Consider the following 11,761-nt stretch of genomic DNA (forward strand, 5'->3'; position numbering starts at 1 on the left):
GACATGGCTACCGTGGGCGCCGGGCCGGTCGCCACGGGCGCTTCGGCTGAATGCCTCATACCCCATGTCCGAACAGCGAGAATGCGATGTCGTCGCGCAAGAAGATGGTTCTCGGAGGCCTATTCGAGGCGAACGGCTATCATTCCTCGGCCTGGCTGCTGCCGAGCGCGCAGGACCGCGCGCCGACCGACGTGGATTACTTCCGACGGATCGTCCGCATGGCGGAAGACGGCAAGCTGGACTTCTTCTTCCTGGCCGACACGCCCGCCGCCCGCACCGAGAACCTCGACGCCTGGACGCGCGGCCCGCTCTACATGAACATGATGGAGCCGATCACGCTCCTGTCCGCCATCGCTGGGGCGACCTCGCATATCGGGCTCGGGGCGACGGCTTCCACCAGCTTCTACGAGCCCTACAACGTCGCGCGCCTGTTCGCGTCACTCGATCACATCAGTCATGGCCGCGCCGCCTGGAACGTCGTGACCTCGGCGAACGACTACGCCGCCCGCAATTTCGGCCTCGACCGGCTGCCGCCGCATGATCGGCGCTATGCCAAGGCACGGGAATTCTTCGAGATCGTGCGCGGGCTCTGGGACACCTGGGAGGACGACGCCTTCATCTACGACAAGGCGAATGTACGGATGTTCGACCCCGAGAAATTCCACGTGCTCGACCATGAGGGCGAGTTCTTCAAGGTGCATGGCGGGCTCAACATGGCGCGCCCGCCGCAGGGCAGCCCGGTGATCTTCCAGGCCGGCGCCTCCGAGGCCGGCAAGGAACTCGCCGCCGAGACGGCGGAGGTGGTCTTCGGCACCGGGGCTTCCCGCGACGAGGCCATACAGTTCTATCGGGACCTGAAGGGGCGCATGCCGAAGTTCGGGCGCCACCCGGACGAACTGAAGATCCTCTCCGGCGTCTCGATCGTGGTCGGCGAGAACGAGCAGCAGGCCCGGGAGAAATGGGCCTTCTGGCAGGAGAACGTGCATATCGACATCGGCCTCCTCTATCTGAAGACCGATCTCGAGACCGATCTGTCGGACCTGCCGCTCGACGAGCCGGTGCCGCTCGACCGGATCCCCGCTTCCTCGAACCACCATCAGGTCTATTTCGAGGAGATCGTCGGCCTCATCCGGCAGGGGCTGACCCTGCGCGAGGTCTGTAAGCGCTACAACCGCAGCAAGGCCATCTTCTTCGGCGACGCCGTCCAGGTGGCCGACCAGATGGAGGCGTGGGTCGAGAGCGGCGCCTCCGACGGCTTCATGATGGCGTTCCCGGTACTGCCGGACAGCCTGGCGGAGTTCACCGCCGAGGTGGTGCCCGAACTGCAGCGCCGAGGCCTTTTCCGCACAGACTATGAAGGCACGACATTGCGGGAGAATCTCGGTCTGCGCCGGCCGGCCAGTCGCCATGCCACCGCCCGGTCGGCGCAGGTCGCCGCGAAACCCTGAAGTCCGGCCGTCATCGCCGCCTCGCTCCGCCCGCCATTCCAGACACCCCCATCGACAGTCGCATTCCTCGGACCCCGCCGCTGCGCGTGCGTCCGGCCGACAAGTGAGGAGAAGGTCATGCCGTCCCCGTTTCATCTGTCCTGGTTTCTTCAGGGATCGAGCGCGCAGGCCTGGGGCGAACCGTGGACGGGAAATATCGGCAGCGACTGGATGAGCGCCGAGATCTTCGTCGATCTCGCGCGGGCCATCGAACGGGCCTGTTTCGACTATCTCCTGATCGAGGATTCCATCTTCATCGGCGAGAATTGGAACAATTCACGCGACATCTTCCTGAAGAACGGCATCTGCGTGCCGCGCCAGGAGCCTTCAGTCGTCGCCACCCTGCTGGCAGCGTCGACGAAGCGGCTCGGCATCGTGCCGACGCTGTCCACCTTCGCCTATGCGCCGTATCTCACCGCGCGCATCATCGGTTCGCTCGACCAGATTTCCGGCGGCCGTGCCGGCTGGAACCTGGTGACCGGCTTCGCCGACCTTGCGGCGCGCAATTTCGGCCTCGACGGCATGGCCGACCATGAAGAGCGCTACCAGATGGCCGACGAGTACGTCGCCATCGTCAAGCAGCTGTGGGATTCGTGGGAGCCTGGCGCCATTCGCGACGACCGTGAGAATGGCATCCTGATCGATCCCACCAAGGTGCACACCATTGACTATGCCGGAAAATATTACAGCTCGCGCGGGCCGCTGAATTCCGGCCCGTGCCCGCAGGGGCGACCGGTCATCGCCCAGGCCGGGGGATCCTCGACCGGGCGAGCCTTCGCCGCCACCCATGCCGACACCATCGTCGCCGCGCCGACCGGCATCGAAAACATGAAGCGCTACCGGCAGGAAGTCCGGGCGCAGATGGCGGCGATGGGACGCGATCCCGACAGCTGCAAGCTGCTGTTCCTGCTCTCGCCGATCATCGCCGAGACGGAGGAACAGGCGCGCTGGCACGCCGACCAGCGCGGCATCCAGGCAGCGCAGAGCATCGAGACGCGCCTCGCGCGTCTCGGCTGGGCGGTGAACATCGACTTCTCCGCCTTCGACCTCGACGCGCCGGTCGGCGAACTCAGCACCAACGGGACGCAATCCACGCTGCAGAACTTCCTCATCCGCGCGGGTAAGAACACGCTGCGCGAGGCGGTGATCGCCAATAGCAGCGTCGGCTACTGCGTGGATGTGGTCGGCACGCCGGACAGCGCGGCGGACCAGATGCGCGAGATCATGGAGGAGGTCGGCGGCGATGGATTCCTCATCGTGCTGCCGGATGTGAGCCGCCGCTCCATCGCCACCATCACCGACGGGCTGGTGCCGGCCCTGCAGCGGCGGGGCCTGGCGCGCAAGGCCTATGAGCACGCGCATCTGCGCGACAATCTGCTGGAGTTCTAGGCGCGGGGCGAGGTGGACTCAGGCTTTCGGCGGGGAGGGGCTGCGCTTCGGCAGCCTGCCGGCCCCCGGCCGGGCACACTTCACCAGCGCAGCAGACGGCGCCCGCACAGATAACCGACCCCCGTCACGATCAGGATACCGAGGAGGTACCAGGTCGCGACAAAGAGCGGGCTGTCGTCGGGGCAGTGCCACGCATAGAGCGCGCTGCCGAGTGTTCCCGCCGCCAGCCCAGCGACGGCACCCGCGAGCCCGGGATTGGCGGGAGCGCCATCGCGAAGCGCCGCCATCAGCCCGCCAAGCGGCGCCAGCGACAGCACCGGGATGAAGAAGACACAGAAGGCGGCATGAGCGCCTTCCCACTTCGCCATCCAGGCGTCCCGCGGCAGCACGGCGAGCTCGACGGCGACCCCGGCCATGAGCACCCCGAGCGGCAGCAGAAGCAGCCAGGCCCGAAGCCGTGCCGACACACCAGGGCGGCCGATGCGCCATACCAGCGCCGTCGCGATAGCCGCCAGAAGCAGCGTGAAGCCGATCTTGAACAGGACACGCGCCGTCTCGAACACACTGACGAGATTGTGGCGTAGCCCGACCGTGCCGATCAGCAGGATGAACGAGACCAGCACGCCGATGACGAGCGCCAGCGCCAGCGCGCGGCCAAGCCGCTGGCGGACTGAGGCGTCCGCGCTGAGGAGGCTGATCAGGTCATCGGTCTTCACGTACATCACTCCGATAAAGCGCAGCGAGTGCCTTCAAAGCACGATGGAGCGCGACTCGCACGGCCCCCTCGCTCATGTTCAGCTTCTGCGCGGTTTCCCGTACCCCGGCGCCTTCCAGCGAGATGGCGCGCACGATATCGCGCTGCGGTGGCTTGAGCTGGTCTACCAGTTGCTCGGCGTCGAGCCGGTCGGTCGTGTCTGCCTTCTCCTCGGCAGCCAGGGTTTCCATCACGTCGTCGAGTGGCACGCTCCCTTGCCGTCCCCGCCGTCGCAGCACGTCGATCAGCTTGTTGCGGACGATGGCCGACAGCCACGGGCCGATGGGGCGCGACACATCCCAGGTGCCGCGCTTCAGATGCACCGCGAGCAAGACCTCCTGCACGATGTCCTCCGCGTCGCTGGCCGGCGCGCCGAACTCACGGCATCTGCGGAGCGCCAGAAGGCGAAGCTGCGGCGTCACGTCGGTCAGGAACCGGTGATAGGCTTGCACATCGCCGTCCATGGCGTTGCGCATCCAGTCGGTCCATTGCTGCTCGCGACGCTGGCGATCCACCCGACGAAATCCTCTACGCGGATGCGCACGACCTTGTTACAGTGCAGCCTGCAATATCTGCCGCGTCGCCGCAAAATATCTGCGGGTGGCCTTTCTCCGCCGAGCATCGCCGGCGGGCAAGAGCGGGCGGCGAATTTTCCCTCCCGTGCCCTGTAACGTTTGCCGGCGCGTCGCCGTAGTCGTTGTGTCAGTCACTTCCGGACTGACGTCAACGGAGACGTCCCAATGAAGAACAGCGTCATCACCCTCGCGCTGGCCGGTTCGCTTGCCTCCGCGCTCGCCACCCTCGCGGTGACTTCCGCTCAGGCGCAGGAGAAGGAGAAGTGTTACGGCGTTGCCCTCAAGGGCCAGAACGATTGCGCCGCCGGGCCGGGCACCACCTGCGCCGGCACCTCGAAGATCGACTACCAGAAGAATGCCTGGAAGCTGGTGCCAGCCGGCTCCTGTATGACGATGAAGACGCCCAAGGGCATGGGCTCGCTGAAGCAGGGGCCGGCGCCGACCTGACGCCGCGGGCACCTCACCGATGTCTGAGGGCGACGCAGCCTGCTGTGTCGCCCGCCCTCCTGCCTATCCCGGAGATACACCATGAAGGCTTCGCACATCGAGGTGTTGCGCCTCGAGGCCTCTCGGCTGCCGCGCCGTGCCGGCGTCGGCTTCAAGCCCGAGCACTTCCTTGCCATCGACATCGAGCCCCAGCCCGTCGGCTTCTTCGAGGTTCACGCCGAGAACTACATGGGTGCTGGCGGGCCACCGCATGCGCAACTCGCGCGCCTGCGCGCGGACTACGCCCTGTCGATCCATGGTGTCGGACTGTCGATCGGTGCCATGCAGCCGCTCGACCGTACGCATCTGGCGCGCCTCAAGGCGCTTTGCGAGCGCTACCAGCCGGAGAGCTTCTCCGAGCACCTCGCCTGGTCCACCCATGACACAGTGTTTCTCAACGACCTGCTGCCGCTGCCCTATACCGAGGAGACGCTCGCCGTTGTCGCGGCGCATGTCGACGAGGTGCAGACGGCGCTCGGTCGGGAGATGCTGCTGGAGAACCCGGCCACCTATCTTCTGTTTGAGGAGAGCACGATCGAGGAAACGGATTTCCTCGCCGATGTGGCGCGCCGCACCGGCTGCGGCCTGCTGCTGGACGTCAACAACGTCTTTGTCGCCGCGACCAACCATCACCTCGACCCATGGGCCTATCTCGCCCGCTTCCCGCTGGACCGGGTACGGGAAATTCACCTGAGCGGCCATTCCGAGACCGTCGACGATCATGGGGCGCCGCTGCTGATCGACAGCCACGACACCCCCGTCAGGGACCCCGTCTGGTCGCTCTACGAGGAGGTCATCGGGCGCATCGGCCCCGTCGCTACGCTGATCGAATGGGACAATGACATTCCGGAATGGCCGGTGCTGCGTGCCGAGGCAGAGGCCGCCAATGCCCTACTGCTGGACACCGTCGCGCGCCAGGTGGCGTGAGCGGCGGTCAGGAGCGCAGCGATGGCAATCATCACCCAAGCCAGCTTCGCCACTGCCCTCCGCGACGAGACCGCGCCGGTGCCGCACGGTCTTGCGGCATGGAACGGGGAGCCGTCGCCTCGTCGGTTCGCCGTCTACCGCAACAACGTGGCTGCCAGCCTGCGACAGGCGCTCGCCGAGCGTTACCCGGCCACTGAGCGCATCGTCGGCGCCGAGTTCTTCGCCGCGATGGCCGGAGTCTATGTTGCGAAACATCCGCCGCGCTCGCCGGTACTGCTGTCCTATGGCACGGATTTCGCCGAGTTCTTAGCTGGCTTTGAGCCAGTGCAGGAGCTTGCCTATCTGCCTGATGTCGCACGTCTGGAGGCGGCGAGGGGCAACGCCTATCACGCCGCCGACGCTGCCCCGCTCGCTGCGGCTCTGTTGGCGGAGATCGATGCCAGGTATCTCGAAGAGGCGATGCTGCTTCCTCACCCCTCCTTATGCGTGCTGCGTTCGCCGCATCCCGTGGTCACCATCTGGGAGATGAATGCCGGGAGAGCCGATGCTCAGCCGATTATGGAGTGGCGCGGCGAGGATGTGCTGGTGGTGCGACCGCGTATGACCGTCGAGGTTCATCGGCTCGGTGCCGGAGGCGCGGCGTTCTTCACCACACTCGTGCAGGGCAGGCCGTTGGGCGATGCCGCATGCGCCGCCACGGCGGAGGCGGATGACTTCGATCTCACCGCTCATCTCGCGCTGATGCTCGCAAGCGGGGCTTTCACCGCCATTCGTCTTTAGGGAGGCCATCATGGCTGACAATGCCGTTGTCGCAGCCGGGTACCTGTCGCGCCCGAGCCGTTTCCGCTCGCTTTTCGGGCTCCTCGATCGCATCCCGCACGACCTGATCGCTCTGATCGCCCGCATCTCCATCGCCGCCGTCTTCTGGCAGTCAGGCCAGACCAAGGTGGAGGGCTGGCATGTCACCGACGGCGCGATCTACCTCTTCGAGAGCGAGTATCGGTTGCCGCTAATCGACCCATGGTGGGCCGCGCACCTGGCCGCCCTTGCCGAGCACCTCTTCCCGGTACTGCTCGTCGTCGGGCTCGGTAGTCGCCTTTCTGCGCTGGCGCTTCTCGGCATGACGCTGGTGATCGAGGTTTTCGTTTATCCGGATGCCTGGCCGACCCACGGTACCTGGGCCACCTGCCTGCTCATCATCATCGCGCGTGGACCGGGGCGGGGGTCGCTCGATTACCTGGCTGCCAAGCGTTTCGTCCGCGGTCCAGGCTCACGACCATCGTGAATCAAGGATCCGCAACCATGCGGCGTGCCTCGCGAAGGCCTTCCTCCGCGAGGCACGTGCCCGCTGTCGCCGGATGATCAACGCCGGGCCTGTCGGGCGGTCGGCCAGCTGGGCGAGGGGCACCCGCCGAAGGTCGGTCCGAGCCACCTCGTCCACGAGGTCAGCGGCAGACATCCAGCGCCGTTACGGTAAGCACCTGCGCGACCTTCTCCATCTCGCTCAGCACCACATAGGCACCATCGGGCCCGCCGGCGGCGAAGGCGGCGGTCGGACCGTAGTTCACGGCGGGAATGCCGGCCTTGCACAGCCACGAGGTGTCACAGGCGGAATAGGCCGTGGGCAGGATGGCGCCGATCTGCCGGGGCGGACGACCTTCGAGCTGCTCATAGGCGCGGGCCAGTGCCTGAACGATCGGTGCATCGACCGGCAAGTCTACGGGCTCCATCACCAGCCGGCGGCGGCCCTCGATGAAGTCGGGAACCGGCATCTCGATGCGGTATTCAAGTTCCGGGTCCTGCGCCTTCAGCCCGTCGAGCACCTTGCGCACGTCACGCAGTACGTCGTCGACGGTCTGCGTCGGCACGAAATGTACGTCGACGACGATGGTGCACATGTCGGGAATGTAGGGCGGCTCGGAGCGGTAGGTCTCGCCGCGCCCGCCGATGATGCTGCCGACATTCAGCCGCGGCAGCGCCGGCAGCGGCGGGTAGGGCACGCAGTCGAAGCGGATGTCGTCGAGTGCCAGCAGCACCTTCGCCATCTTGTTGACGGCGTGGACGGTGTTCTCCACCTGGCTCATATGCCCCGAGCGACCGATCACATGGATCGCGAAATGCATGATGCCGCTATGGATGGTCGCGATGTTGTCGGCGCCGAACGGCTCGGTGATCACCGCCATGTCGGTGCGAAAGCCGCGGTTCATCAGGTGGTTCATGCCTTCCCCACCTTGCGTCTCGCCGACGACGAAGGCGAGCACGAGGTCGCCCGAGAGCGTGGCGCCCGAGCGCCGCACCGCCTCGGCGGCCACCATGAAGGTGGCAAGCCCGCCCTTCATGTTCTGCGCGCCGTGGCCATAGACCTTGTCGCCGTCCACCCAGCTGGCAAAGGGATCGCGCTGCCAGCCACGGGTGAGCGAATTGGTGTCGAGATGGCCATTGAACATCAGGCTCTTGCCGCCACCGCCGCCCTTCAGCGTGGCGACCACCTGCAGCCGGCCGGGCTCCACCTCGTCGAGCTCGACCTCATAGCCGCGGCTGCCGCACCATTCGGCGACGTGGTGGGCCAGCGGGGTTTCCTCGCCCTTGAAGCTCGGGATGGCGACGAGTTCGCCGGTGAGGCGAACGAGATCGTCGCGAGTGACGAGCGAGAGGGCGGCGGCTTGGGTGGCGGAGACGGTCATCGGCGCGGGTTCCTTGTCGCTTACATCGACAGGCTGTCGACCAGCTGGTCGAGAAAGTCGTCGCAGGCGGCGATCTGGGAGAGGACGAGATATTCTTCCGGCGTGTGGCACTGGGCGACGTCGCCCGGACCGCACACCACGGTCGTGATGCCGAGCACCTCGCGAAACAGACCCGCTTCGGTGCCGTAAGCGGCCTTGCCGGTGCGGTTCGCGCCGGCAAGCTGCTGCACGAAGGCGACGCCCGGCTCGTCCGCCGGTGTCGAGAGGCCGGGATAGCGGTTGGTCACAGTCACCTCGACAGCGCTGCCGGGATGGCGGGCGGCGAGGGCCCGGCCTGCCTCGGCAAGCTCGGCAAGGATGAGATCCGGGTCATCCTCGGGCCGGTTGCGAATCTCGAAGCTGACCGAGCAGTGCTGCGGGATGATGTTCACCTTGGTACCGCCGGCGATCACCCCGACATGCAGTGTCGTGTAGGGCACCGACAGCTCCAGGTCCGGCGGCGCCGCCGCCTTGAGCCGCTTCTGAATGCCGCGGGTGATCTGGATCATGTCGCTGGCAAGCAGGATGGCGTTGACGCCCTTGTCCGGCTCGCTGGAATGGCCGGCGACGCCGGTCACCTCGATCGTGCCCATCACCTTGCCCTTGTGGGCCGTGAGCACCCGCATGCCGGTATTCTCGCCGACGATGCACAGATCCGGCCTCGGCTCCAGCCCGGCGAGTGCCGGCAGCATGCGGCGAACCCCGACGCAGCCGATCTCCTCGTCATGCGACAAAGCGAGGATCAGCGGACGCGTCAGCGGACGTCCTGCCGCTTTCGCCATGATGCGCAACGCGCAGGCGACGAAGCCCTTCATGTCTGCCGCGCCACGGCCGATGGCACGATCCTCGGTCACGCGCAGCCGGAACGGATCGTCGAGCCAGGGCTGACCGGCGACCGGAACCACATCGGTATGGCCGGACAGGATCACGCCGGGCCGTTCGGCCGGACCGATGATGGCGAAGAGATTGGCCTTCTCCCCGTCCTCGGTGAGAATGCGCGTCGCCGCGATGCCGTGGCCGGCGAGGAACGCCTCCACATAGTCGATCAGCGGCAGGTTGCTGTCGGCGCTGATGGTCGGGAAGGCAACGAGGTCGGCGAGCAGGTCGATGCTGGCGGGGATGGCGTTCATCGGCGGGCGCCCCTCACACGTCGTCGGAGGCTGGAGCCTCGGCGGGGCGCAGGGCGCGAGCGTGGTAGAGCGGCATGCGCGGCTCCCACACCGCCCAGTGCCGGCCGAGCTCGGCGATGGGGTCGTCCTCGTGCCAGTCCACGCGCAGGTCCGCTACCGGCCAGGGCAGGTCGGCGACGACGATTACGCCGGCCGAGCGCACCATCTCCACTTCCCCGCCCGCCGCGAGACCGGCGGCGAGACCGGTGATCAGCCGGCCGGCGAGATGGTCGGTCGCTGCCTCGAAGGCGGCGACCATGGCGGCGGGAACGCGGTTCGAGGACAGGAGATTGCCAACGGCGACGCAGTCGGCGCCGACACACTCGGCGGTCTTGTCGAGGCAGCTCGCGCCGGTGAAACCAGCCGGAACACCGGCGAGACCGATGGCGGCGAGCTGACGGAACGGCGCGTCGGAGGCGGTGGCCGACACGATGTCGATGGCCTGCGCCGCGCTGGCGCCTTTCTCCATCAGGTCGAGGCCGCGCCGGCCGAGCGTCGGGTCGGTGAAGTTCTGCGTCGCGAACGCACCGATGCCCGCCCGGGCATGAATGCAGCGCGAGGCGACCGCCGGCGAGGAGGAGGAGACCGCGATCCCGAGCATGCCGGTGTCACGGCAGCGGGCGACGAGGGTAAAGGTCACGCCGCCACCTCCTTACGTCCGTCGACGGCTTCGGAAAGCCCCGCCGCCCTGGCGACGATGCCGGCCGAACGGTCCCAGTCGAAGTTGCGGTACACCGCACCGGCTTGGGCATAGGGCGGGCTCTGCGCGAACAAATGGAAGGTCAGCCGGTGACCGGCATAGTCCGAGTTCATCAGGTCGCGGGCATAGGCGAGGAGCTTGCGGCGATCCTCGGCCTGCCAGTTCTCGTTGACCGAGTAGAACTTGTTCAGCCAGTCCGCGGTTTCCGGGTTGGCGAAGTCGGCGGCGCCGGGGGTGACGCAGATCTGCCCGCCGCACAGCTCACGGGCGATGTGGACGGCGTTGTGCATTTCGCCGCAGCCAAGCAGGCGGCCGGTATAGAGCAGCGACTGGTTCGGCATGCACAGGCCGCCGGGGCTCTCCTGCGCCGCCTCGACCGCGGCGATGAGATGCGCCTCGATCCCCTCGCGGTAGCGGGCGAGCTGAACGAGCTTCTCCTGCACCGCCGGCTGCTTGTCTAGGCCGGTCTGGCGCACGTTCAAAAGTGCGGTGCCGATCAGGAGGTCGGCGAAGCGCAGGATGCGCTGCAGGAACGGGAAGGCCGCGTAGCGGTGCAGCGTCGAGCGTATGAAGGCCGCTGCCGCCGTGTGGCGGTTGAACAGCACGTTCTCCCACGGCACCAGCACGTCGTCATAAATCACCAGCGTGTCGATCTCGTCGAAGCGGTTCGACAGCGGGTAGTCCTCCGGCGAGCCCTTGCCGGCGAAGCCGCCGCGGCAGATGAACTTCATGTTCGGCGCCGAGAAGTTGGAGATGAACCCCACCGCATATTCCGACAGCTTGGCATCGCCCCAGTTGGCGATGGTCGGCTTGACGAAGGCCTGGTTGGCATAGGCGGCGGCGGTCTCGTATTTGGCGCCGCGCACGATGATGCCGGCATCGGTTTCCCTCACGACGTGCAAGAGCATGTCGGGGTCCTGCTCCTGCGGGCGCTTGGAGCGGTCGCCCTTCGGATCGGTGTTGGCGGAGACGTGGAACAGATCCTGGTCGAGGATGCGGTCGATATGCGGCTGGATGTTGCCGGCGAAATGGGTGTCGATGGAGGTCAACACCTTGGCGCCGTCATGCAGCGACCACATCTCGCCGATGGTCTCGTCGCCGAGCCGCGACACCACGCCGCCGAACTCGTCCATCATGGTGTCGACCGCCCGCCGCTTGGCGTGCCAGTCGGACTTGGCATAGGGCAAGGCGAGGCCGGTGGCGACGTCGCGCCCCCGCGCATCGCGCGTCACCATGACGTCGCGGGTCGCGGGGGCATGCTGCATGTCGTAGATGCGCGCGCGGATATCGACGAGCGGACGGAACGCGGGATGCGCGGCGACATCGGTCACGCGCTCGCCATTGATCCACACGCGACGTCCGTCGCGGATGGAGTCGCGATATTGTGCGCCGGTACGAAGCATGTCCGATTGTCCAATCTCTGAAGCGGCCGGGCGATGGCCGGGGCGTCTGCAGGAGGCGCCGGGTCGGGTGATGGGAGGCCGTCGCGGGAGTCGTGGGCGGTGGGAGGGACGGGACGCCCCGTTGCCGGTTCGCCGGTGGGTTCCCTAG

The 11,761-nt window shown here is 66.9% G+C and carries 12 protein-coding genes; 6 read left to right on the plus strand and 6 right to left on the minus strand.

The genetic code is table 11. The features are described from left to right. Positions 1-86 precede the first annotated feature (86 nt). Together KHC28_RS03185 and KHC28_RS03190 are read left to right on the plus strand one after the other, a co-directional pair. Complete coding sequence (locus KHC28_RS03185; RefSeq protein ID WP_246564186.1) at positions 87-1,448, plus strand: LLM class flavin-dependent oxidoreductase; 1,362 nt, start codon at positions 87-89, stop codon at positions 1,446-1,448. 117 nt (positions 1,449-1,565) lie between these two features. Continuing rightward, the gene (locus KHC28_RS03190; RefSeq protein ID WP_214006870.1) at positions 1,566-2,876 is read left to right on the plus strand and encodes an NtaA/DmoA family FMN-dependent monooxygenase; all 1,311 of its coding nucleotides are present in this window, start codon (positions 1,566-1,568) and stop codon (positions 2,874-2,876) included. A gap of 80 nt (positions 2,877-2,956) precedes the next feature. Here the strand turns inward: KHC28_RS03190 and KHC28_RS03195 are convergent, their stop codons facing one another. Together KHC28_RS03195 and KHC28_RS03200 are read right to left on the minus strand one after the other, a co-directional pair. Further along, positions 2,957-3,592, minus strand: a complete 636-nt coding sequence (locus KHC28_RS03195; RefSeq protein ID WP_214006871.1) for an NrsF family protein — start codon at positions 3,590-3,592, stop codon at positions 2,957-2,959. Then, positions 3,579-4,145 (minus strand): sigma-70 family RNA polymerase sigma factor, encoded by a 567-nt coding sequence (locus tag KHC28_RS03200; RefSeq protein WP_214006872.1) that lies wholly within the window; start codon positions 4,143-4,145, stop codon positions 3,579-3,581. Before KHC28_RS03200 ends, KHC28_RS03195 begins: the two co-directional genes overlap by 14 nt. A gap of 225 nt (positions 4,146-4,370) precedes the next feature. On the opposite strand from KHC28_RS03200, the gene KHC28_RS03205 reads away from it, so the two are divergent. From KHC28_RS03205 to KHC28_RS03220, 4 genes are all read left to right on the plus strand, one after another. Beyond that, a complete protein-coding gene (locus KHC28_RS03205; protein WP_214006873.1) occupies positions 4,371-4,652 on the plus strand; it encodes a BufA1 family periplasmic bufferin-type metallophore in 282 nt (93 codons plus the stop codon). A gap of 81 nt (positions 4,653-4,733) precedes the next feature. Next, complete coding sequence (gene bufB / locus KHC28_RS03210; protein ID WP_214006874.1) at positions 4,734-5,618, plus strand: MNIO family bufferin maturase; 885 nt, start codon at positions 4,734-4,736, stop codon at positions 5,616-5,618. Between the two features lie 21 nt (positions 5,619-5,639). Beyond that, the gene (locus KHC28_RS03215) at positions 5,640-6,398 is read left to right on the plus strand and encodes an HvfC/BufC N-terminal domain-containing protein (protein WP_214006875.1); all 759 of its coding nucleotides are present in this window, start codon (positions 5,640-5,642) and stop codon (positions 6,396-6,398) included. Positions 6,399-6,408: 10 nt separating this feature from the next. After that, complete coding sequence (locus KHC28_RS03220) at positions 6,409-6,903, plus strand: DoxX family protein (protein ID WP_214006876.1); 495 nt, start codon at positions 6,409-6,411, stop codon at positions 6,901-6,903. 160 nt (positions 6,904-7,063) lie between these two features. Here KHC28_RS03220 and KHC28_RS03225 read toward each other — a convergent pair whose 3' ends face one another. Genes KHC28_RS03225 through KHC28_RS03240 form a run of 4 tightly spaced genes read right to left on the minus strand, consistent with a single transcriptional unit; the run spans position 7,064 to position 11,613 of the window. Next, positions 7,064-8,302, minus strand: coding sequence for a M20 family metallopeptidase (locus KHC28_RS03225; protein ID WP_214006877.1), 1,239 nt, complete (start codon positions 8,300-8,302; stop codon positions 7,064-7,066). Positions 8,303-8,322: 20 nt separating this feature from the next. Further along, positions 8,323-9,471 (minus strand): acetylornithine deacetylase, encoded by a 1,149-nt coding sequence (gene argE, locus KHC28_RS03230; protein WP_214006878.1) that lies wholly within the window; start codon positions 9,469-9,471, stop codon positions 8,323-8,325. 13 nt (positions 9,472-9,484) lie between these two features. After that, complete coding sequence (locus KHC28_RS03235) at positions 9,485-10,150, minus strand: DUF1028 domain-containing protein (protein WP_214006879.1); 666 nt, start codon at positions 10,148-10,150, stop codon at positions 9,485-9,487. Then, entirely contained in the window at positions 10,147-11,613 is a 1,467-nt protein-coding gene (locus KHC28_RS03240) for a 4-hydroxyphenylacetate 3-hydroxylase family protein (RefSeq protein ID WP_214006880.1), read from the minus strand. The genes KHC28_RS03235 and KHC28_RS03240 overlap by 4 nt, the downstream gene beginning before the upstream one ends. Positions 11,614-11,761 lie beyond the last annotated feature (148 nt).

The organism is Ancylobacter sonchi (assembly GCF_018390695.1).
Classification (GTDB): Bacteria; Pseudomonadota; Alphaproteobacteria; order Rhizobiales; family Xanthobacteraceae; genus Ancylobacter; species Ancylobacter sonchi.